The 22,194-nt window shown below is 66.1% G+C and carries 22 protein-coding genes; 8 read left to right on the forward strand and 14 right to left on the reverse strand.

The window, feature by feature from the left end:
* Nucleotides 1–452: DUF5134 domain-containing protein (locus ACFTR6_RS11110; RefSeq protein ID WP_377957961.1), on the forward strand; the 452-nt coding region annotated here is incomplete at its 5' end.
* 179 nt (nt 453–631) lie between these two features.
* Here the strand turns inward: ACFTR6_RS11110 and ACFTR6_RS11115 are convergent.
* Nucleotides 632–1,900 (reverse strand): response regulator transcription factor family protein, encoded by a 1,269-nt coding sequence (locus ACFTR6_RS11115; protein WP_076799332.1) that lies wholly within the window; start codon nt 1,898–1,900, stop codon nt 632–634.
* Between the two features lie 192 nt (nt 1,901–2,092).
* Between ACFTR6_RS11115 and tkt the strand changes: the two genes are divergently transcribed.
* From tkt to ACFTR6_RS11145, 6 genes are all read left to right on the forward strand, one after another.
* Entirely contained in the window at nt 2,093–4,249 is a 2,157-nt protein-coding gene (gene tkt / locus ACFTR6_RS11120) for a transketolase (RefSeq protein ID WP_377957962.1), read from the forward strand.
* A gap of 102 nt (nt 4,250–4,351) precedes the next feature.
* On the forward strand, nt 4,352–5,473 hold the full coding sequence (gene tal, locus ACFTR6_RS11125) for a transaldolase (RefSeq protein ID WP_377957963.1): 1,122 nt from the start codon (nt 4,352–4,354) through the stop codon (nt 5,471–5,473).
* Nucleotides 5,474–5,596: 123 nt separating this feature from the next.
* Nucleotides 5,597–6,316 carry a ribulose-phosphate 3-epimerase gene (gene rpe, locus ACFTR6_RS11130; protein ID WP_377957964.1) on the forward strand — a complete coding sequence of 240 codons (720 nt, stop codon included), beginning with the start codon at nt 5,597–5,599 and terminating at the stop codon, nt 6,314–6,316.
* 9 nt (nt 6,317–6,325) lie between these two features.
* The gene (locus ACFTR6_RS11135; protein WP_377957965.1) at nt 6,326–6,799 is read left to right on the forward strand and encodes a ribose-5-phosphate isomerase; all 474 of its coding nucleotides are present in this window, start codon (nt 6,326–6,328) and stop codon (nt 6,797–6,799) included.
* Nucleotide 6,800: 1 nt separating this feature from the next.
* A complete protein-coding gene (gene fbaA / locus ACFTR6_RS11140; protein ID WP_377957966.1) occupies nt 6,801–7,820 on the forward strand; it encodes a class II fructose-bisphosphate aldolase in 1,020 nt (339 codons plus the stop codon).
* Between the two features lie 45 nt (nt 7,821–7,865).
* On the forward strand, nt 7,866–8,462 hold the full coding sequence (locus ACFTR6_RS11145) for a ribose-5-phosphate isomerase (protein WP_377957967.1): 597 nt from the start codon (nt 7,866–7,868) through the stop codon (nt 8,460–8,462).
* Here the strand turns inward: ACFTR6_RS11145 and ACFTR6_RS11150 are convergent.
* The 10 genes from ACFTR6_RS11150 to ACFTR6_RS11195 are packed head-to-tail and all read right to left on the reverse strand — an operon-like array spanning nt 8,451 to nt 18,523.
* The gene (locus ACFTR6_RS11150) at nt 8,451–9,509 is read right to left on the reverse strand and encodes a proline racemase family protein (RefSeq protein WP_377957968.1); all 1,059 of its coding nucleotides are present in this window, start codon (nt 9,507–9,509) and stop codon (nt 8,451–8,453) included. The genes ACFTR6_RS11145 and ACFTR6_RS11150 overlap by 12 nt on opposite strands.
* Nucleotides 9,510–9,529: 20 nt before the next feature.
* A complete protein-coding gene (locus ACFTR6_RS11155; protein WP_377957969.1) occupies nt 9,530–10,291 on the reverse strand; it encodes an SDR family NAD(P)-dependent oxidoreductase in 762 nt (253 codons plus the stop codon).
* Entirely contained in the window at nt 10,288–11,061 is a 774-nt protein-coding gene (locus tag ACFTR6_RS11160; protein WP_377957970.1) for an SDR family NAD(P)-dependent oxidoreductase, read from the reverse strand. The genes ACFTR6_RS11155 and ACFTR6_RS11160 overlap by 4 nt, the downstream gene beginning before the upstream one ends.
* 4 nt (nt 11,062–11,065) lie before the next feature.
* A complete protein-coding gene (locus tag ACFTR6_RS11165) occupies nt 11,066–12,553 on the reverse strand; it encodes a gamma-aminobutyraldehyde dehydrogenase (RefSeq protein ID WP_377957971.1) in 1,488 nt (495 codons plus the stop codon).
* 44 nt (nt 12,554–12,597) lie between these two features.
* Nucleotides 12,598–13,674, reverse strand: a complete 1,077-nt coding sequence (locus ACFTR6_RS11170) for a proline racemase family protein (protein ID WP_377957972.1) — start codon at nt 13,672–13,674, stop codon at nt 12,598–12,600.
* The gene (locus ACFTR6_RS11175) at nt 13,671–14,585 is read right to left on the reverse strand and encodes a dihydrodipicolinate synthase family protein (protein ID WP_076799323.1); all 915 of its coding nucleotides are present in this window, start codon (nt 14,583–14,585) and stop codon (nt 13,671–13,673) included. Before ACFTR6_RS11175 ends, ACFTR6_RS11170 begins: the two co-directional genes overlap by 4 nt.
* Before the next feature lie 59 nt (nt 14,586–14,644).
* Nucleotides 14,645–15,910, reverse strand: a complete 1,266-nt coding sequence (locus ACFTR6_RS11180) for an NAD(P)/FAD-dependent oxidoreductase (protein ID WP_377957973.1) — start codon at nt 15,908–15,910, stop codon at nt 14,645–14,647.
* 39 nt (nt 15,911–15,949) lie between these two features.
* Nucleotides 15,950–16,831 carry an amino acid ABC transporter ATP-binding protein gene (locus tag ACFTR6_RS11185; protein WP_377957974.1) on the reverse strand — a complete coding sequence of 294 codons (882 nt, stop codon included), beginning with the start codon at nt 16,829–16,831 and terminating at the stop codon, nt 15,950–15,952.
* Entirely contained in the window at nt 16,828–17,625 is a 798-nt protein-coding gene (locus ACFTR6_RS11190) for an amino acid ABC transporter permease (RefSeq protein WP_377957975.1), read from the reverse strand. Before ACFTR6_RS11190 ends, ACFTR6_RS11185 begins: the two co-directional genes overlap by 4 nt.
* A 49-nt stretch (nt 17,626–17,674) precedes the next feature.
* Nucleotides 17,675–18,523, reverse strand: coding sequence for an ABC transporter substrate-binding protein (locus ACFTR6_RS11195; protein WP_087873161.1), 849 nt, complete (start codon nt 18,521–18,523; stop codon nt 17,675–17,677).
* 806 nt (nt 18,524–19,329) lie between these two features.
* On the opposite strand from ACFTR6_RS11195, the gene ACFTR6_RS11200 reads away from it, so the two are divergent.
* A complete protein-coding gene (locus ACFTR6_RS11200) occupies nt 19,330–20,436 on the forward strand; it encodes a DUF222 domain-containing protein (RefSeq protein ID WP_377957976.1) in 1,107 nt (368 codons plus the stop codon).
* Between the two features lie 84 nt (nt 20,437–20,520).
* On the opposite strand, the gene ACFTR6_RS11205 is transcribed toward ACFTR6_RS11200, so the two are convergent.
* The 3 genes from ACFTR6_RS11205 to ACFTR6_RS11215 all read right to left on the reverse strand — a co-directional run bounded on the left by ACFTR6_RS11205 (nt 20,521) and on the right by ACFTR6_RS11215 (nt 22,188).
* Complete coding sequence (locus ACFTR6_RS11205; RefSeq protein ID WP_377957977.1) at nt 20,521–21,114, reverse strand: short chain dehydrogenase; 594 nt, start codon at nt 21,112–21,114, stop codon at nt 20,521–20,523.
* Between the two features lie 6 nt (nt 21,115–21,120).
* Nucleotides 21,121–21,789: a GntR family transcriptional regulator gene (locus tag ACFTR6_RS11210; RefSeq protein WP_377958084.1), complete on the reverse strand. Its 669-nt coding sequence runs from the start codon at nt 21,787–21,789 to the stop codon at nt 21,121–21,123.
* 192 nt (nt 21,790–21,981) lie between these two features.
* Nucleotides 21,982–22,188 carry a hypothetical protein gene (locus ACFTR6_RS11215; RefSeq protein ID WP_377957978.1) on the reverse strand — a complete coding sequence of 69 codons (207 nt, stop codon included), beginning with the start codon at nt 22,186–22,188 and terminating at the stop codon, nt 21,982–21,984.
* Nucleotides 22,189–22,194 lie beyond the last annotated feature (6 nt).

Here is a 22,194-nt window from a genome sequence, read left to right on the forward strand (position 1 = left end):
CCGCCGCGCTCTGGTTCACCCTCCAGGCCGTCGCCCGCCCCGAATTCAAACTCCTCTGCGCCGGCAACCAAGGCAGACTCAAATGCGCCTACCACTCCCTCACCATGGCCGCCGCCGCCACCATGATCGCCCTCATGACCACCCACACCCCCACCACGGCAACCCCAACCGCAACCGGGACCACCGCGGCCAGCACCCACGCCACCCACAGCGCACATCACGGCACCGCCGACACCGCAACAACAACAACCGCCGCCCTGGGCAACACCCCCGCCATCGCCTTCACCCTCGTCTTCGCCGCCGCCGCAACCACCTTCCTCATCCTCATCCTCCGCCACCGCACCACCACAACCACCCACCACGGCCGCAAACACTCCACCCGCACCGAACACGCCCTCGAAGCCCTCGGCGCCACCACCATGGCCCTCATGTTCGCCACCATGACCACCTAACCCCACCACCACCTACCCAAAAGGGTCGTTTCCGGCCCAACGTCCAGCAGCAGTACGCGAAAGAGTTCCACCATGCACAACGCACTGACCGGCCAGCGGCAACGGCGCCAAACGCAGAAGTGCCCGGTCTCCCTTACGGAGCCGGGCACTTCAGCCGGGGGAGCGGACTTCCTGTCCGATCACCGGAATCCGTGGCTGTGCGCCAGCGCAATCGCCTCGGTGCGTGAACCGACGTCGAGCTTCCGGAACAGGTTCCGAACGTGGAACTTGACCGTGTTCTCGCTGATGCCCATGGTGGACGCGATGGTGCGGTTGCGGTGCCCGGCGGCCAGGTGCTGGAGCACTTCAAGTTCCCGGGCGGCGAGGTTCCATCCCGCGGCATCCCCGGCCGGGCGGGCCGGCAGGTCCAGCGGGAGCGAAACGAAGATGTCGGCACCCCAGCCCGGCATGACGTCCATCCGCAGATGTCCGTTGAGCGCCTGGACCCGGCGGTCCAGACGGCTGATGCTCGAGTCCTGGGTGGTGAGGGCGCCGCCGCCGTCGTCACGTACGTTGATCAGCAGGTTCTCGCCGTCGCAGTCCCAATGCGTCCGGATCCTGCTGACCTCGGGCTGTTCCATCATGGCCAGCACCAACCCGCGGACCACAGCGCGCGCCGCGTGGGCTACTTCGCCGGGAAGGGCCCGTCCGTTCAGCGGCGGTTCGATGAACTGGACCTCAGTTCCGCTGAAGCTGGTGAGCGGCCGCAGGTCCTCCCGCAGCCGTTCAAAGGCTTTAGCCACGGGCTCTTCCACAAGGTCCGTGGTGCGGTCGCTGAGGGTGCGGAGCCCCACCAGCGCCTTGGCCGTGAGGTCGGTGACCGTCGCGCGGGCGGCGCCGTCCGCCAGGGAGGACGAGCGCAGGGCCGCCAGCAGGGTCTCCAACGTGGTGGAGTGCAGGTCAGTCAGTTCTGCCGTCACGCGCACGCGTTCAGCCGAGGCCGCCCGCGATTCCGCCAGGTACGACGGCGACGCATCGGCCACCTTTTCCTGGATCCGGCGGGCCGTAATGCCCCACAGGTACGTCAGCAGTTCCAGCCCGGGGTTGTCCAGTGGATCTTCCGGGCGGGGATCGGTGAGGACCAGGATGGCCTGGCTGGGGCCGTGTTTCATGGCCAGTGCGGGCCGGGGCCGGCCAGCGAGCACGGCTTCGCCGAACCACGGCGTCTCATCCGAAAGGCCGGCGCGAAGCTCGTCGAGCTCCGCGATGGACACCTTGGAGATGATGTCTTCCTGGCCTGCCTTCTTCTGCGGGCGGCCCGTGCAGTCTTCGGTGAAGATGACCAGCGCGCTGCATCCCAGATGCGGCAGCGCCGCGTCGCGCAGGCGTTCCGCAATCTGGGCGAGGGGGGCATCAGCCAATGCTGCCACGGATTGCAGAAGAGGCCACGGCAGGTCTGAAAGGGACATAGTGAATTCCTTCTGGACTGGTGAGCGGCCGCGCTTCCTCGCACAGCCACCGGGCGAAACATCCGCCCATCCGAAAGTATAGCCAAAAACCGTCAGAAAACAGTGTTACCCCTACCCATTTGTTTCGGAATTATGGGTAGCAACCAGAGACCGGCCGCTATTGGCCGATGACCGTATCAAAGGAGATATACCGTGAATCCGACTGCAACCGCGACACGTATCGCTGAGAGCACCATTGATTCAACACTCGACTGGACGGCCGAGGACCAGCGTGCGGTGGACACCGCCCGGGTTCTGGCCGCGGACGCCGTGGAGAAGGTCGGCAACGGTCACCCCGGCACGGCGATGAGCCTGGCTCCGGCCGCGTACCTGCTGTTCCAGAAGCTGATGCGGCATGACCCGCGCGACGCCGACTGGATCGGCCGTGACCGCTTCATCCTGTCCCCCGGCCACTCCTCGCTGACCCTGTACGTCCAGTTGTTCCTCTCCGGCTATGGCCTGGAACTGAAGGACCTGGAAGCGTTGCGCACCTGGGGTTCGCTGACCCCGGGCCACCCGGAATACAAGCACACCGCCGGGGTTGAAATCACCACCGGCCCGCTGGGCCAGGGCCTGGCCTCCTCGGTCGGTTTCGCCTACTCCCAGCGCCGCCAGCGCGGCCTGTTCGACGCCGATGCTCCCGCCGGCGAGAGCCCGTTCGACCACACCATCTGGGTCATCGCCTCCGACGGCGACATCCAGGAAGGCGTCACCTCCGAGGCTTCCTCCCTGGCCGGGCACCAGGAACTGGGCAACCTCGTGGTCATCTACGACGAGAACCACATCTCCATCGAGGACGACACCGACATCGCCTTCACTGAAGACGTCCTGAAGCGCTACGAGTCCTACGGCTGGCACACCCAGCGCGTTGACTGGACCAGGACCGGCGAATACGTCGAAGACATCCAGGCGCTCTACTCCGCGCTGTTGGCTGCCAAGGCTGAGACCTCCAGGCCGTCCATCATCTCGCTGCGTACCATCATCGGCTACCCGGCCCCCAAGAAGCAGAACACCGGCAAGATCCACGGCTCCGCCCTCGGCGGCGACGAAGTTGCAGCCCTGAAGGAAGTCCTCGGCTTCGACCCTGCCAAGTCCTTCGAGGTTGACCAGGAAGTCCTGGCCCACGCCCGCCAGGTGGTGGAGCGCGGCGCAGCCGCCCGCTCGGAATGGGAAGAGTCGTTCGCGGCCTGGCAGTCCGCCAACCCGGAGGCTGCGGCCCTGCTCGAGCGCGTCGAAGCCCGTGAACTCCCGGCCGGACTCGAAGCCGTCCTGCCGGCCTTCGAGGCCGGCAAGGACGTCTCCACCCGTGCCGCCTCCGGCAAGGTCCTGAACGCCATCGGCCCGGTCATGCCGGAACTCTGGGGCGGCTCCTGCGACCTCGCCGAGTCGAACAACACCACGATCGAGGGTTCGCCGTCGTTCATCCCGGCCTCCCGCTCCACGGAAGCCTGGAAGGGCAACCCGTACGGCCGGGTCCTGCACTTCGGTATCCGTGAGCACGCAGCCGCGTCGATCGTGAACGGCATCAGCCTGCACGGCAAGACCCGTGCGTTCTCCGGCACGTTCCTGATCTTCAGCGATTACCAGAAGCCGGCCATCCGCCTCTCTGCACTCATGGGTGTCCCGTCCATCTATGTGTGGTCGCACGACTCCATCGGCCTCGGCGAGGACGGCCCCACCCACCAGCCGGTGGAACAGCTCGCCACTCTGCGTGCGATTCCGGGTCTGGACGTCGTCCGCCCGGCCGACGCCAACGAGGTTGGCATCGCGTGGAAGACCATCCTGGAGAACACTGAAAACCCGGCCGGCATCGTCCTGACCCGCCAGAACGTTCCGGTCTTCGCCCGCGGCGAGGGCGCTGCCGAGGGTGACACCTTCGCATCGACCGCCGGCGTCGCCAAGGGCGGTTACGTGCTGGCCGAGGCAGCCAGGGACGGCAAAACCGTTGACCCGCAGGTCATCCTGATCGCCACCGGTTCCGAGGTCGCACTCGCCGTCCAGGCCCGCGAGACGCTGCAGGCCGAAGGCATCGCCGCCCGTGTGGTCTCCATGCCGTGCGTTGAGTGGTTCAACAAGCAGGATGCTGAGTACCGCGAGGCTGTCCTGCCCGCAGCGGTCACCGCCCGTGTCTCCGTTGAGGCCGGCCTTGCGCTTGGCTGGAAGGAGTTCGTCGGCGACGCCGGCCGCTCCATCAGCCTCGAGCACTTCGGCGCCTCGGCCGACTACAAGCGGCTGTTCCAGGAGTTCGGCATCACGGCAGAAGCTGTTACTGCCGCCGCCAAGGAATCCCTCGCCGCCGCGGCCAACTAACCGCGCCTGTGGCCGTCGCTGCGGAACACCCCTCCCTTTCCCCGGGGTGTTCCGCGGCGCCGGCTGCGGACCCTGATCATTTTTCGAAGGAAGAAACAAGCCATGACCAACGCAACACCCACCGCACAGCTTTCCGAGGCAGGCCTGTCCATCTGGCTCGATGACCTATCCCGCGAGCGGCTCGCCAGCGGCAGCCTGCAGAAGCTCATCGACCAGAAGAACGTGGTCGGCGTAACCACCAACCCGTCCATCTTCCAGGCCGCGATCACCTCCGGCACGGACTACGACGCCAAGATCGCCGAACTTGCCGCGCAGGGCGCCGGCGTGGAGGAGACGATCTTCGAAATCACGACGACGGATGTCGCCGACGCGTGCGACCTCTTCGCCCCGATCGCCGCCGCCACCAACGGCGTCGACGGCCGCGTCTCCATCGAGGTGGATCCCCGCCTGGCCTGGGACACCGAAGGCACCATCGCCGAAGCCAAGAACCTCTTCAAGAAGGTCGACAAGGACAACGTCCTGATCAAGATCCCGGCCACCCTTGAGGGCCTGGACGCCATTACGGCGGTGCTGGCCGAGGGCATCAGCGTCAACGTGACCCTGATCTTCTCCCTCGACCGCTACCGGGCTGTCATCAACGCCTTCCAGTCCGGTCTGGAGCAGGCCAAGGAAAACGGCCACGACCTGTCCAAGATCCACTCCGTCGCCTCGTTCTTCGTCTCCCGCGTGGACACCGAAATCGACAAGCGCCTCGACGTGATCGGCACCCCCGCGGCCAAGGCACTCAAGGGCAAGGCCGGCGTCGCCAACGCCCGTCTGGCCTACCAGGTCTACGAAAAGCTGTTCTCCACGGACCGCTGGGCAGTCCTTGCCGAAGCCGGCGCCCGCCCCCAGCGCCCGCTCTGGGCCTCCACCGGTGTGAAGGACCCGGCCTACCCGGACACCCTCTACGTCACCGAGCTCGTGGCCGCCGGCGTCGTGAACACCATGCCGGAGAAGACCCTGGACGCCACCTTCGACCACGGCGTGGTGACCGGCGACACCTTGACCGGTACGTACTCCGAAGCGAACACAGTCCTCACGGCCCTTGAGCACCTCGGCGTGTCCTACAACAACGTCGTTGCGCTGCTCGAGTCCGAGGGCCTGGAAAAGTTCGTGGCCAGCTGGAAGGAACTCCTGGCCGACGTCGAAGGCGCCCTCGCCGCCGCACGGACGGCTTCCTAGCCGCCGCACGGCATCCCAGCCGCCGGCTGACCGCCATCCGTTTCGAGGGCGTGGGGACCCGATGGGTCCCCACGCCCTCGTCACCCTGCTCACTGACAGCCTGACCACCGAAAGGCAGACATCATGTCCACCTCACCCCTGAATTGCTGCATCAACCCCAGCATCCTCTCCGCGGACTTCGTTAACCTCGAAGCCGAGCTGGCCCGCATCAGCAACGCCGACGCCGTGCACGTGGATGTCATGGACAACCACTTCGTGCCCAACCTGACCATTGGCCTGCCCGTGGTGGAACGGATCCAGAAGGTCAGTCCCGTGCCGCTGGACGCCCACCTGATGATTTCCAATGTGGACCGCTGGGCACCGCAGTTCGCCGACGCCGGCCTGGCCTCCGTGACTTTCCACGTCGAGGCGTCCGACGCCCCCATCAAACTGGCCCGCGAACTCCGCGCCCGCGGGTCCAAGGCCGGCATGGCACTGCGCCCCGCCACCCCCGTGGAGCCCTACCTGGACATGCTCCCGGAACTGGACATGCTGCTGATCATGACCGTCGAACCCGGCTTCGGCGGCCAGGCATTCCTGGACGTCACCCTGCCCAAGATCCGCCGCGCCCGGGCCGCCGTCGACGGCTCCGGCGTGAACGTCGCCATCCAGGTCGACGGCGGCATCACCGAAGAAACCATCGTCCGCGCCGCTGAGGCCGGCGCCAACGTCTTCGTCGCCGGATCGTCCGTGTACGGCAAGCCGTCACCGGCCGACGCCATCGAATCCCTCCGCACCAACGGCCAGCTCGCCTTCGCCCCGGCAGGACAGCGCGCCAACGACGTCGTATTCCAACAAGCCTAAGGACCACTCATGCGCGTTCACATCGCAACCGACCACGCCGGCATGGAGCTCAGCTCCCACCTCATCACCGCGCTGTCAGCCAGCGGCTACGAGATGGTGGACCATGGTCCCGCCGTCTACGACGCCGAGGACGACTACCCGTCATTCTGCATCAACGCCGCCTCCGCCGTCGTGGCCGACCAGGCTGCCGGCGTGGACGCCCTGGGCATTGTGCTGGGCGGCTCGGGCAACGGCGAGCAGATCGCCGCGAACAAGGTCAAGGGCGTGCGCGCAGCGCTGGCATGGAACCTGGACACGGCCAAACTGGCCCGCCAGCACAACAACGCCAACGTGGTCGCCGTGGGCGGGCGCCAGCACACCGTTGAGGAAGCCACCGAACTGATCGAGGCCTTCCTGGCCGAACCGTTCACCAAGGAAGTGCGCCATGAACGCCGCATCGGCAAGATCGCCACCTTCGAAACCAGCGGCGAGGTCGTCGAGTAACATGCCCATTGCAACCCCAGAGATCTATGCCGACATGATCGACCGTGCCAAGAAGGGCGGCTTCGCGTTCCCGGCGGTCAACGTCACTTCTTCCCAGACCCTGAACGCTGCCCTGCGCGGGTTCGCTGAGGCCGAGTCGGACGGCATCGTGCAGGTCTCCACCGGCGGCGCCGCGTACTGGTCCGGTGCGTCCACGAAGGACATGGTGGCCGGTTCGCTGGGCTTCGCCGCGTTCGCCCGCGAGGTGGCCAAGAACTACAACGTCAACATCGCCCTGCACACCGACCACTGCCCGAAGGACAAGCTGGACGGGTTCGTGCTGCCGGTGCTGGCCGCCTCTGAGGCCGAGGTCAAGGCCGGCCGCAACCCGCTTTTCAACTCCCACATGTGGGACGGCTCCGCCGAGACGCTGCAGGAGAACCTGCGCATCGCCCGTGAACTGCTGGACCGGACCGCCGCAGCCAAGATCATCCTCGAGGTGGAGATCGGCACCGTCGGCGGCGAGGAAGACGGCGTTGAGAATGAGATCAACGAGAAGCTCTACACCACGGTGGAAGACGCCCTGGCCACCGTCGACGCCCTGGGTGCGGGGGAGAACGGCCGGTACATCACGGCCCTGACCTTCGGCAACGTGCATGGTGTGTACAAGCCGGGCGGGGTGAAGCTGCGTCCGGAGATCCTGAAGGACATCCAGGCCCAGGTCGGCGCCAAGATCGGCAAGGAGAACCCGTTCGACCTCGTCTTCCACGGCGGATCGGGTTCCTCGGACCAGGAGATCGCGGACGCCGTGTCCTACGGCACCATCAAGATGAACATCGACACCGACACCCAGTACGCGTACACCCGTCCGGTGGCGGACCACATGTTCCGCAACTACGACGGCGTCCTCAAGGTCGACGGCGAGGTAGGCAACAAGAAGACCTACGACCCCCGCGTCTGGGGCGCCTCCGCCGAAGCCGGCCTCGCCGCCCGCATCGTCGAAGCAACCCAGCAGCTCGGCTCCGCCGGCCAGAGCTTCTAAAGGCCACAGCTTCTAAATTTACGAGAACAGTTTGAAGGCGATCACATGACCAACGAACCATCATCAACGATTGAACGCGGAGCCGGGACGACCTACCGGGTCCACATCGGTACCGATCACGCAGGCCTCGAACTGAGCCGCTCGTTGCAGCAGGAACTGGCCAGCCTGGGGTTTGACGTGGTGGACCACGGGCCGCTGGAGTACGACGCCCAGGATGACTACCCGGGATTCTGCATCAGCGCAGCCGAGGGCGTCGCCCGCGACCTCAGCCACAACCGGCCAGTCCTCGGCATTGTCATTGGCGGCTCCGGCAACGGCGAACAGATCGCGGCGAACAAAGTCCGGGGCATTCGCGCCGCCCTGGTCTGGAACGAGTCAACTGCACGGCTGGCGCGGCAGCACAACGACGCGAACGTCATAGCCATTGGCGCCCGCGAACACACCGTGGAGGAATGCCGCAACCTGGCGCTCCTGTTCCTGCAGGAGCCCTTCACGCAGGACTCCCGGCACAAGCGCCGCATTGCACAGATCGCGGACTACGAAACCTGCGCCACTCCGCTGGCATGCGATATCAGCCGGAGCGACGCACTGGCACGCATGGACCGGAACGTGGGAACGGCAGAGCGCGTTCTAGCTGGCTGATACCCGGTGGTGGGACCCCTCCGGTTCCCAGGGCTTGCCCACCACAAAGCCCTCCTGGAACGGGTCCGAAGGGTCGAGGACGAGCTGGTTGAATGACGTGATCCAGGCGCGCCCGGAGATGCTGGGAACCACCGCGCTGTAAGGGCCCACGGATGTGGTGTTCTCGATCCTGGCGTCGAACTGGCTGCCGATCAGGGACTCGTGCCGGAACAGCTGTCCCGGCACGAGTTCGCCCCGGGCATGCAGCAGTGCCAGCCTGGCGGACGTTCCTGTTCCGCAGGGTGAGCGGTCCAGGCGGCCCGGCGACACGATCACGGCGTTGCGGGATCTGACGATCTCTTCGCCGTCCGGACCTTCCTCACGCATCAGGGGTCCGGTGAATGACGTGTTGGTGATGCCGGGAATCCGAGGGTCGTCGGGGTGGGAGACCTCCAGCTGTTCGGCTGCGGCTTTCTTGATGCGCTGCCCGAGGTCGTACAGCACCGCTTCCTGGCTGACGTCCAGGGAAATTCCGATGGACCCGGCGTCCACGAAGGCGAACGTCATGCCCCCGTAAGCGACGTCGACGGCCACCCTTCCGAGTCCCGGCACGTCGATTTTGGCGTCCTGGTGGTAAACGAAGGCCGGCTGGTTGACCAGCTTCACCCGGTTCACCTTGCCGTCGGCACATGCAGCCTCGATCCGGATCAGGCCGGCGGGGGATTCCAGGACCAACCGGGTGACCGGTTCCGTCATCGCCAGCATCCCCGTTTCCAGGAGGACTGTCGCCACGCACATGGTGTTCGAGCCGGACATCGCCGGGTACTCGGTGGATTCGAGGATGATGTAGCCGAAGTCGGCGTCGGGGTTGTTGGACGGCAGGACCACGTTCGCGTTGTGCCATACCGCGCCGCGCGGCTCGCAGAGGAGCAGCTTGCGCAGATGGTCGAGATGTTCGGAGAAGTGAAGCATCTTGTCGAACATCGTCTGCCCTGGCACCGGGCCGACACCGCCGACCACAACCTTGCCGGACTCACCTTCGGCGTGTGCGTCCACGACGTTGAGCATGCGACTGAACCTCACGCCGGTTACCGCACGTAGTCGGCGCCGGTGATGTCGATGGTTGCCCCGGTGGTGTGCCGGGAGCGGCCGGAGGCCAGGAAGGCGATCACCTCGGCGACGTCCTCGGCTGGGGTGACTTCCCCCAGGGGGAGCCCGGCGAGCACGGAGGGGTCCGTGGCAAGGTCCCCGGCGATGTCGGTCGCGACCCAGCCCGGGGCGACGGCGTAGGCGAGGATGTTGTCCTTGCCGTAGCCGCGGGCAATGCCCTTGGTGAGGGCGAGCAGCCCGCCCTTCGCCGCGCCGTAGGCGAGGTGTCCGGCGTCGTCACCCCGGTGCGCCGAGCGGCTGGTGACGTTCACGATGATCCCGCCGCGCCGCTCCCGGAACCCGAGGATGGCTTCCCTGCAGAGGTCGGCAGGGGCCAGCAGGTTCAGCTCGTAGTTGGCCTGCCAGCCCTGCTGCCAGGCGCCGTCGTCGTTGATGTCCGACGGCAGCCAGGCACCGGCGTTGTTGACCAGGATGTCGACGCCGTTCCGCCAGTCTGCTGCCTCGGCCCAGACCCTGCGTCTTTCGTCGGGGTTGCGCAGGTCGCCCTGCACGAGCTTCACGCGCGCCCCGAGCCTGTCCGCCGTGGCCTGCGCGGAGTCCTTGTCGTTGCCGTAGTGCAGCACCACGTGGGCGCCTTCCCGGTGCAGTGCCTCGGCGGTTGCCCGGCCGATGCCGCGCGAGGCGCCGGTGACCAGGACCGTTTTCCCGGCCAGCATGCCCGCCGCTGTCTCCGCGCTCACGCGACGGCCTGCGCGCCGGTGATTTCGATAACGGAGCCGCAGATGTAAGGGGCTTCGTCTGAGGCGAGGAACGCCACGAGTGCGGCGATTTCCTCGGGTTTGCCGATCCGCCCCAACGGGACGAGCGCGTCGAGGTCGGCCACGGTGCGGCCGCTGCGGGCGAGCCCGGCTTCGAGCATGGGCGTGTGCACCTCGCCAGGCGCGACGGCGTTGACCCGGATGTTGTTCGGCGCATAGTCGCGGGCGAGGTTTTTGGTGAACGCGACGACGGCGGCCTTGGACACGTTGTAGGCGATGTGCCCGGGTGCCGGGTACAGACCCCACTGGGAGGCGGTGTTCACGATGGCACCGCCTCCCGGTTCGATCATGTGCGGCAGGACGGCCCGGCACAGGTGGAACAGCGCGTCGACGTTCACGGCGAAGGAGAGGTCCCAGTCGTCCTCCGTCAGGGAGAGCAAATCTCCGCGGCGGTTGACGCCGGCGTTGTTGACGAGGACGTCGAGCCGGCCGCGCGTATCAATGATCCGCTGGACTGCGGCCTCCGAAGCCTCGGGGTCCAGGAGGTCGAAGACCAGCGGCTCGGCCGAGAGGCCCTCGCCGGCCAAGGCATCAGCGACTTCCTTGGCCGCTGCCTCGTTGGCGTCGGCCACGCAGACGTGCGCGCCTTCGGCGGCGAGGCGGCGGGCGATGGCGGAGCCGATGCCGCCGCCCGCTCCGGTGACCAGGGCTGTCTTGCCCTCAAAGCGGCCGGTAAGTCCCGTCGTCGTCATTCTCTTAACCCTCCAGCGAGAAAACAGTCCGGTGCCAGGGCTTGGCCTGCTCGCCGGTGAGGTCGAACATGACGTGTTTGACCACGGTGTATTCGTCGAAGGAGTAGGTGGACATGTCCTTGCCGAAACCGGACTGCTTGAAGCCGCCGTGGGGCATTTCGCTGATGATCGGGATGTGGTCGTTGACCCAGACGGCGCCGGCGCGGATCTCGCGGGTGGCACGCAGGGCGCGGTAGACGTCCTTGGTCCAGGCCGAGGCGGCAAGGCCGTACGGGGTGTCGTTGGCGAGGTCGATGGCTTCGTCGTCGGTGTCGAACGGCGTGACGGCCAGGACGGGGCCGAAGACTTCGTCGCGGAAGATTTCACTGTCGGGGGTGGCGTCGGCAACCAGAGTGGGGCGGTAGTAGGAGCCGTCGGCCAGGTCGCCGTCGTGCTCTTTGTCGGGGGTGCCGCCGCCGATGACGCGGGCGTAGCCGCGGGCACGGTCCACCATGCCGGCCACGGTTTCCTGGTGTCTGCGGGAGACGAGGGGGCCCAGGTCGGTGGCGGGGTCGTCGGTGGGACCGAGTTTGACCCTTGAGTAGAGTCCGGCGACGCCCTCGATGAACTTCTCGTAGAGGGAACGGTGGACGATGGCGCGGGTCGCGGCGGTGCAGTCCTGGCCGGTGTTGATCAGGGATCCGGCGACGGCGCCGTGGATCGCGGCCTCGAGGTCGGCGTCGTCGAACACAACGAAGGGTGCTTTGCCGCCGAGTTCGAGGTGGACGCGTTTGGCGGTGGTGGCGGCAGCGTCCAGGACGGTGCGGCCCACGGTGGTGGAGCCGGTGAAGGAGAGCATGTCCACGTCGGGGTGACGGAGGAGTTCGGCGCCGACGGTGGAGCCGCGGCCGGTGATGACGTTGATGACACCGTCCGGAACACCGGCGTCGGTGGCGGTCTGGGCGAAGAGGAGGGTGGTGAGCGGGGTGATTTCGGCGGGTTTGAGGACGATGGTGTTGCCGGCGGCGATGGCGGGCAGGATCTTCCATGCGGCCATCTGCAGCGGATAGTTCCAGGGTGAGATGGAGCCGATCACGCCGATCGCTTCACGGCGGATGGAGGAGGTGTGGTCGGCGGAGTATTCGCCGGTGGCCTTGCCTTCGAGGTTGCGGGCGGCGCCGGCGAAGAAGGCGATGTTGTCGATGGTGCCGGGGACGTCGAATTCGCGGGTGAGGCGGATGGGCTTGCCGGCCTGGCGGGACTCGAGCCGGGCGAACTCTTCAGCGCGTTCCTCCATGAGCGCCGCGAACTTGGTGAGCGAGGCGGAGCGTTCGGCCGGGGTGGCCCGGGACCAGTCGGGGAACGCGTCCCGGGCGGCCTGCACGGCCTGGTTGACGTCGTCGCTGCCGGCGAGCGTGATCGTTTCGATGACGGTTCCGTTGGACGGGTCGATGACGTCCACGGTTTCCCCGGTGGTGCCCTCGACGAGCTTGCCGTTAATGAACTGGCTCACAAACTCCTGCTTTCAGTTGGTTGGAAGATTTAAGAACCCGGCTTTTAGGAACCCGGTGCCCAGATGTCGCCCACGGTGTAGCCGGTGGGGAAGGGATCGGTGGGGTCCAGGATCCATTGGCTGTGCCCGGTGACCCAGCCCCGCCCCGTGACGGTGGGGAGGACGGCCTCGCGGCCGCCGACCGTCGTCGTGCCGGTGAGGCGGCCGATGAATTCGCTGCCGATGATGCTGTGGTGCGAGAAGTCCTCGCCGATCCCGAGCTGGCCGCGGGCGTGGAGTGCGGCCATCCGGGCGGACGTGCCGGTGCCGCAGGGGGAGCGGTCCAGCGCCCCGGTCCAGGTGGAGGGGTCGGACGGGACGAGTTTGCCGTTGGAGAGGACCACGGTGTTGCGGTCCTGCCTCCCCGGCGCCCGGTCGCCGGTGTGGAGCATGACCAGGTTGACCCCGGAGATGAGCGGGTTGTCCGGGTGGCTTACCTGGATCTGTTCCAGCGCGGACATCTTGATCAGCGCACCGGCGCGGGCGAGTTCCTTGCCGTTGTCCGGGTGCAGTTCCAGCCCGACGTCGGCCACGCGGGCCTGGGCGAAGAACTGGCCGCCGAACACGACGTCGACCGGCACCGTGCCCAGTTCGGGCACCTGGAGCGGGAAGTCGAGTTCGACGACGAACGCCGGGACGTTCACGACGGTCACCGAGAGGACTTTGCCCTCGTGCACCTTCGCCACGGCCTGCACGGTCCCGACCGCGGTGTCGATCGTGACCGTTGTTTCCGGTCCGCGGACGGGGACGATGCCGGCTTCCAGGACCGCGGTGACGGCGCAGATGGTGTTGGATCCGGACATGGGGGTGAAGCCGCCCTGCTCCAGAACCACGATGCCGAAATCGGAGCCTTCGTTCACCGCAGGCAGGATGATCACCGAGCACAGGCCGGGGTAGCCGCGCGGCTCATGGAGCATGAGCCTGCGCAGCCAGTCCAGGTGTTCCTTGCAGTACTGCAGCCGCTCCACCATCGTCTCGCCCCTGACGAGCCCGGCGGCGTTGGTCAGGATCCGTCCGGGTTCTCCTTCCGCGTGCACCTCGATGGCATCCAGGGCGAGCCTGCCGGTGGAGCGGGTGCTCATGCTGCTACTGCCGGGAGGACGCCGGCGTTCTGCAGGATCGCGGCGAACCGTTCGCGCTCCTGGGCGGGCAGGGGCAGGATCGGCAGCCGCGGCGGGCCAACCGGCTGGCCGATGAGTTCCAGGCCGGCCTTGATGCCTGCGACGTAATTGACGGACTCGAGGAAGTCGCTGATGGCCCACAGGTGCTTCCAGAGTTCGCGGGCGCGGTCCAGGTCCTTCTGCTCGGCCAGGGCTTCCCAGAATTCGACGGCGAGTTCCGGGACCACGCCGGCGGTGCCCCAGACGGAGGCTTCGGCGCCGGAGGCGATGCCGAAGAACGTCAGGGTGTCCCAGCCGTTGAAGGCCTTGATGCTGTTCGTGTGGTTGGCGAGCAGTTCTGCCAGGCCCACGGCGTCGTCGGAGGTGTTCTTGATGTAGTCCACGCCCTCGATCTGGCCGAGTTCGGCGAGCTCAGCGGCGGTGAGGCGGATGCCGGTGGCGCCCGGGACGTTGTAGTACACGATGGGCAGCGTGATGGATCCGGCGACGGCGGACAGGAAGGCCTTCAGGGTGGTGAAGTCCAGCGGGTCGTAGAACGGCGGGACGAGCATGATCGCGTCGGCGCCGGTGGTTTCGGCGTGCTGGGCGAGGTCGATCGCGGCCTGGGTGGAGAGTGCGCCGATGCCGGCGATGACGGGGATCCGGCCATCGGCGCCCTTGACGTAGAGCTCGATCACGCGGCGGTACTCGTCAGCGGAGAGGGTGGTGAATTCGCCGGTGGTTCCGGTGGGGACGATGCCGTGGATCCCGGCAGTAACCAGGCGTTCCACCTGGTGCTGCAGCGCGGCTTCGTCGATGGCGGTTCCGTCCTCGGTGAACGGGGTGGTGACGGCGGCGAGGATGCCGCGGAGGTCCTTCTTGGTGCGTGACATGGTGTTCCTTTCGGGAAGTGTTTAGGCCTCGTGATTGCGGGCCAAAAGTGGGTAGCGGTTTAGCGGGCTGTGAGCAGCTGTTGGCGTTGGACGCCGCGGAAGCGGTCGGCCCTGAAAGGCTGAAGGGTGGGTGCCGTGCGGCCCCGGATGATCAGGTCGGTGAGGGCGGCAGCGGTACCTGGGGCGAGGGTGATGCCCATCATGCCGTGGCCGGTGGAAACATACGTGTTTTGCAGGTGTCCGAGTTGACCTATGACAGGGAGCCCATCTGGTGTCATTGGCCGCATGCCGGCCATCGGCGTCGGCTTTGCGGCGGGGGGCTCCCAATTGCGGAAGTACTTCACGGGCGCACGCAGGATCGCATCCACCCGGACCTGGTTGATCTTCTCGTCCAATCCGCCGAACTCCATGGTGCCGGCCAGGCGGAGGCGTTCGTTGAACGGGGTCACGGCGACCTTGGCGTCCCATAGATTCACTGCGCTCCGCAGGCCCAGCGCAGGAACCTCAACGCTGTAACCTTTTCCTGGACGCACGGGGAGCGCCACCCCAAACTGCTTCGACAGGTGGCCGCTCCAGGCACCGGCAGCAAGGACAAAGTTGTCAGCGGTATAGCGGTTTCCGCCACTGTGCACTGCGGTGACCCGATCCCCATTGCGCTCAACCGCATCGATCGGCGAATCCTCAACGATCCGGACACCCATCGCCACTAGCCGCTTGTGCAGTGCCGCGGCCATGGCTCCGGGATCGACGTGCCGCTCCTGCGGGAAATAGATTCCACCAAGCACGCCGTCGGTGAGCAGCGGTTCCTGCTCATGCACTGCGTCCCGGTCCAGCACCTTCGGCTCGCGTCCGTACTGCGACGCCAGATCCAGGTTGTCGATGTGGTGGTCGAAGTTGTCCTGCTCCATGAACGCCATGAGCAGTCCGTCTGTGTGCATCTCGAAGTCCATGCCGTCGGCGCGGTACTCGTCAAAGATCTGGAGGGTGTCGGCGGCGAGGCGGAGATGACCCTCAAATCCTGCACGCTGGTCACGGGCGTTGGACTTGCGCCACATGCCGAGCATGAACCGTATAAAGGAAGGATCAAGGGAGGGGCGGATGTAGAGCGGGCTGTCCGGGCGGAGCATCCACTTCATGGATTTGAGTACGACGCCGGGCCCCGGCACGGGTGCTGATTCCGCTGGGCAGATCCAGCCTGCGTTGACCTTCGAAGCACCCAGGCCCGTGGCCCGGGCATCAATGACGGTAACGGTCTCGCCCTCCCGGGCGAGGTGGTAGGCCTGCGTCAGGCCGATGACGCCGCCGCCAACTACAACGGTGTGCACAGTGTTTCCTTTCTCGGTCCGCTATTTAACCCAGTCGGGCTAGAAGCGGACGGCATCCACGAACTTCTTGAGGTCTTCGTTGTCGCATTTGTCGAATGCTGCTTCCGGGGTGGCGTTGACGGCGATCTCGCCGTTGTGGAAGAACACCACTCGGTCGGCGGCCTTGGAGGCGAAGGCCATGTCATGGGTTACGAGGGCCACCGCGATGCCGTCTTCCTCCTTCAGGCGGCGCAGGACGTCCAGGACCTCGGCCGCGACGGGCGGATCAAGGGCGGAGGTGATCTCGTCGCAGAGCAGGAGCTTCGGCTTCATCATCAGGGCCCGGGCGATCGCGACTCGCTGCCGTTCACCGCCGGAGAGCTGGGTGGGCTTGCTGAGGATGTGGTGTGCCATACCCACTTCGGCGAGAGCGGACTCGGCGCGGTCCCGCGATTCTTTGGCTCCGGCGCCGCGAACCTTGCGCGGTGCCAGGACCAGGTTGTCCAGCACGTTCATGTGCGGCCACAGGGTGTAGGTCTGGAAGACCATGCCGACTTCCGAACGGACGTTTTCCCATTCCTTGGTGCGCTGCTGTTCAGCGAACACGGTCTGGCCGTCCACGACGATCTGTCCCTCATCGGGGTCCGTGAGACCGGCGAGGGCGCGCAGCAGGGTGGACTTGCCGGAACCGCTTTTGCCGATGATGACGGTGATGTCGCCCTTGTTCATCTGGAAGTCGACGTTGCGGAGGATCTTCCGTTCGCCGAAGCTCTTCTGGAGGCCGCGGGCCTCCACCAGGGCCTGCCCGCTGCCGGCGCGGCCCGCGATCTGCTCCAGAGTTGTCACCGGGGTGCCCTTCTGTTCGCTTCCATCATTGTCCTTCTGCCGGCGGCTGGAAAGCTGCGTGCCTTCTGTTGGCTGGCTGAGTGCGTGGTGGCTCATACCGGCACCGCCGTCCGCGGGTCTGTGGTCCGTGGGCCCGGGGTACCGGAGCCTGCTGTTCCGGAGCCCTGCGTCCGGGAGCCTGGCATCATGCGGGCCAGAAGTTTCCGGGGCGGCGGGGCGCCCATGCCGGAGCTGTTCTGCATCCGGCGTTCCAGCGCGCTGGTTGCCAGGGACACCGGGAAGGCGATCGCAAAGTAGACAAATGCCGCGAGGGTGAAAACTTCCAGCGAGCGGTACGTCTGGGAGGAGATGGTGTTCGAGATGAACATCAGGTCCGCGACGGCGATGGTGGAGACGAGCGCCGTGTCCTTGAACAGTGAGATGTTCAGGGACAGGATCACCGGCAGCTGCTGGCGCAGGGCCTGCGGCACGATGATGTAGCGAAGCTGCTGGAAGCGGCTCAGCTGCAGCATCCGTCCGGCCTCGACCTGTTCCACGGGCACCGACTGGAATCCGCTGCGGTAGGCCTCGGCCATGAAAGCAGTGAGGTTTGCCGTCAGCGCGATGACCGCCGAGACCTCGCCGGGAAGGGTGACCCCGGTCAGCGCCGGCATGGCGTAGAAGATCCAGAACAGCTGGACCAGCAGCGGCGTGCAGCGGAAGACCTCGATGTAGGCCTGGGCGGCCCAACGGATGACCTCAATCTTGGACATGCGCCCCACGGCCACGGGGACAGCGAGGACCATGCTGATGGCGATGGTGATGAGTGTTATCTGGACGGTGATTCCGAGGCCCTGCATCATTGCAGGGAATGCCCGCGCAATCACGTCCCAGTCGAAGTTGTAGTTCATGATGTCTTGGCTCCTTACCCGGCGACTTGCCCGGTGACTTCTTGAGAGGTCACTTCTTCTTCAGGTCGCCGAGGTTGTCCACCTCGAAGTAGTTGACCTTGGCGTAGGCCTGGGTGAGCTTGCCGCTCTTCTGCGCGCGCTCGATGGCGATGTTCACGATCTGCATGGAACGGGCGTCGATGCCGGCCGGTACACCGTAGGCAGCTGTGCCCGAGTAGATCTCCGGATCCGGCACCACAATCTTCAGTGTCTTGTCCGCCTGGGCCTGGGATTCAGCGGTTGGGAGGTCGGTGAATTCTGCGACCGCCCGGCCTGCCTGGATGGCGGAGATGGCGTTCGAGTAGGAATCCATGGGCATGATCTTGGAGGTCAGGCCCTTCAGCGTGGCCTCCGGGGCTGCGCCCTGTGCAGTTGCGATCTGGCCGCCGCTTTGGAGGATCTGCTCAGAGGTCGTGTGCGGCGAGTTGGCCTTCACCACGAACACGCCGGGGTACTCGTAGACGGGGTTCGTGAAGGAGATCGCCAGTGACCGCTCCACGGTGTAGTCCAGGTTTGCTGCGAAGTCGTAGCGGTTGGCCTGCAGGCCGGCCACGATGTTCTTCCACTCCGCCGCAACCGGCACCAGCTTCACACCGAGCTGCTTTGCCAGTTCCTCCAGCGGAATGAGGTTTGGGCCGCCCAGCGTGCCGTCAGCCTGCTGGACAGTCATCGGGGGAGCGATTGCAACGCCTACGCGAAGCTCGCCGCGCTTCTTGATTTCCTCGATGAATGTGCCCTGCGCCGATCCGGTGGAGGCCGAGGCGCTGTTGCCGCGGAAGCCGCTGCCGAAGAAGCCTGCGGCTGCGGACAGTATGGCGATGGCGAGGACAGCAAGGACGATCTTGCTTGTTTTGGTCATGGTTTAAACCCTCTTTTACGGGAATGGGGTTACCGGGCTGGCAGCGGCATCAAGGGGCCATCCGCAGCTCGAAGGAATTTTGTGGCCGGCGGCGTTGGGCGCTGCCGGTGGGGGAGGTAAGGGCGGCCTGAGCGAATCCCGCCGTTGTGGTTTGGTTGTTTTATTGTCAAACAATCTGCGTGCTGGTTCAACAGTAGCGCTGTGACCCCGACCACGTCCAGTGGTTTTTTCGAGGGGTCTGGGTTAGCAGGAAATATTGCGGAAATCTGGGTCCCGCTATTTCCCGGGGCGGCGTCACAAAGGTGGTGAGATTGCGGGCAAATGTAAATTCCGCGTTGCCGGCCGGCCGGTCCCTCACAGCCGGCCGTTAAATGTCAGACCCTCGCCCTAGTCTGAAAGTGTCAGGCAGGCGATAGTCCCGCACAGTTCGGGGCAAGGATTCCGGGAAGGGGCAGGCGTGGAAGACCAGGTATTCGTGGCGGATGACGATGCGTGGGTTCCGGCTGTCGACTTCACGGACAAGGAGGATTCGCCGTTGGTTGGCACGGTGAGCTTGCCGCTTCCATCCTTCCTCTCTGCCGACGATGCGCTCAGCGTGGTGGAATCGACCGACAGGCTCATTGCCTGGGCAACAGCACAGAAAATGAGTGCCCTGGCCCGGGTCGAAGAAGCGATCGGTGAAGAATCTCCCCGGCGGAAAGAGAACCAACCGGTGCGGTTCGCCGGGGACGAGGCCCATGCCCTGGCCGTCTCCGAAGTGTCCACGGCCTGCGCTCTGACGGAAGCCACGGCCGCGCGCTTGCTGCATGATGCCGGGGATCTTCCAGTGGGGAGTCCTCGAGGCGGTCGAGGCCGGGGAGATCTCCGAGGTGCACGCCCGGATCATTCTCGACCAGGTCCGCTCCCTCCCGGCCGGGCAGGCCGAAAAATTCGCCACGATGGCCCTGCAGCGCACGCTGACGCGGCATGGCAGACGTCGCACGCCATCCGAAATGCGGGCATGCCTGCGCCGGCTGCGCGAGCGACTTCACCCTGAAAGCCTCATTGCCCGCAAGGAAGCCGCCCAGCGTGAGCGCGGCGTTTGGTTCAGGGCCGAGCCGGACGGCATGTGCACGCTTTCCGCGTTTCTTCCGGCGGAAGTCGGGATGGCCATTTTCAACGGACTCGACCGTGACGCCCGGCAGGCCAGCGCGCGGGCCGCGGAGCTCGGAGGTGCTCCTGCGCCGCATCCTGCGTCAGATTCCAGCACGCTGTCGGAGCTCAGGGCGGATGCGCTCGCTTACCGGCTTTTTGGTGGACCTGACACAGTTTTTGGTGGATCTGATGACCCAGGATCCTCAGCATTCCGCGCCGAGGTCGTGGTGACTATCCCTGTCGGGTCCGTCCTGGGCGCCAGGATCGTGCCCGGCGGCGATGTACTTGGCGCCGAATCAGCTGAACCCGCCGAATCCGGTATGGCTGAACTCGAAGGGTATGGCCCCATCGATGCTGCAACGGCCTGCCGCTTGGCGGCCATCGCGCCTACATGGCAGCGGCTTTTCACGGATTTCACTACGAGCCAGGCCCTCGGCATGGGCCGCACCGTCTACCGCCCACCGAAGGCGCTTCGCCGGTACCTGCATTGCCGTGACGGGACCTGCCGGTTCCCGGGCTGCACGCGCCGGGCCATCGTCTGCGAACCGGATCACACCATCGAGTGGCAGGATGGCGGTACTACCGATGCCGGCAACCTGGCTATGCTCTGCCGAAAGCACCACGCGCTGAAGTCCATCGGCGCGTGGAGCTACAGGCAGTTGTCTCCAAGCGGGGACCTTGAGTGGCAGTCACCCCTGGGCCGGAACTGCAGGACTGAACCGGCGGACGTCGGCAGGGCAGCGTATCCGTTCCAGCAGCCGGAGCCCCCGCCGTTTTAGGCGGCGGGGGTTCCGGGCGCCACTCAGCCCGGGTGCCTCGCGTCAAGGCGCCCCGGGGGCGGTGCCGCCTGTGTTTGTAGGTGCTTAGTCCAGCGCGAAGACCTGCCCGGTCTGGATGCCCTCCACCGACTTCACATAGGCGCGTCCCACCTCGTCAGCGGGCACCTGCGAGAATCCGGGGAAGAACTCGTGATAGCCGGAAGCCTCGGCCAGGACCGTGGGGCTGACGGCGTTGATGCGGATGCCCCTCGGCAACTCGGCGGCGGCCGCCATCACGAACGACTCCAGCGCGCCGTTGGCCAGTGAGGCCGCGGCTCCGGTCAGGATGGGCTCGCGGGCGAGGACACCGCTGGTCAGCGTGAAGGAGCCGCCGTCGGAGATGTACTCGGCGCCAAGCTGCACCAGGTTGACCTGGCCGAGGACCTTATCCTCGAAGCCGGCCCTGAAGTCCTTGTCCGTGAGCTCGGAGAGCGGCTTGAAGGGAACCGACCCCGTGCAGGAGATGACGGCATCCACCGTGCCCACCTGGTCGAACATGCGCCGGATCGAATCGGGTTCGGCCAGGTCCACGCTGACGTCGCTCGAGCGGGAGGCTTCGATGACCTCGTGCCGTCCCTTGAGTGCTGCGGCCGCTGCGGAACCGAGCAGGCCATTTGCGCCGACAATGAGAATCTTCATGGGCAGTTACTCCTTCTGCTTGTTCTGTGCGTCCAGCAGCGCGATGAGTTCCTTCGCGCTGTCGATGGTGTGTTCGGTGAAGGCCTTCCGGATGACCTCAAGGTCCTTGGTCCGAATGGCCTTCACGAGCTTCTCGTGCACGCGGTGGGCGCGGACGGGGTCCGCGCGGGTGGCCTGGTCCTGGGCGAGGATGATGGTGACGTGGGCTTCGGTGACGGGCCAAAGACGCAGCAGCAGCGCGTTCTCGGACGCGGCCCAGAGCTTGCGGTGGAAGGCCACGTGGCTTTCGTGCCGCACAACCGGGTCGGGATCCATCTCCACGCGGCTGTACTCGGCCCAGCTTTCCTCAACCATGCGCATCCGGCGCCCGGTTTCGTCTTCGATGATCGCGGTGGCCGCGAGCATGTCCAGGGCCATGCGGGTGTTGGCCAGATCCATGATGGCCGCCGTGTCGAGGGAGGCTACGCGGAGTCCGCGGTAGGGCTCCTGCACCAGGAGGCCTTCCTGTGCCATCTGGTTGAGTGCCTCGCGGACGGTGGGCCGGCTGACATTGAGCCACTCGGACAGCTGCACTTCGGTGAGCTTCTCCCCGGGCTTGATGGTGCCCAGCACCACCGCCCGGCGAATCTCGTTGACCACGCCGTCCCGGCGGGAAACAGAAGCCACGGGCGACATTCTCACAGGCAGGGACATCGACTCGGGTGACAGGTGCGTTTCCGCCATGCGCTTCCCCAATTGCTAGGTTTTTGATCTGCCTTGTTTGTGCAGATTGTCTGACAAAGTCTAGCCGTTCCATGCGCACACGTAAATGGCTGGGGGACTTTTGCACCAGGACTGGGCCGGATCCCAGCCGGACAGGGGGGTCCGTCAGGCGGCCTGGCTCGGCAGCCAGAGGGAGGGGAAGCCGCCGACCGCCGGCATGACGCTTCCCTGCCCCACGAACCTTGGGGTCTGGGCGGGGGTGGCGGGTTCGGCCTGCAGCGGGTACCACCAGCCGGTCCGGGGGCAATGTTCTCCGGTGCGGACAGCGGCAGGATCCTGGGTGGAGGCGGGCTGGGCGGTGCGGGGTTTCATGGGGAA

It is taken from the genome of Arthrobacter sp. NPDC057009 (genome assembly GCF_042673905.1).
Classification (GTDB): Bacteria; Actinomycetota; Actinomycetes; order Actinomycetales; family Micrococcaceae; genus Arthrobacter.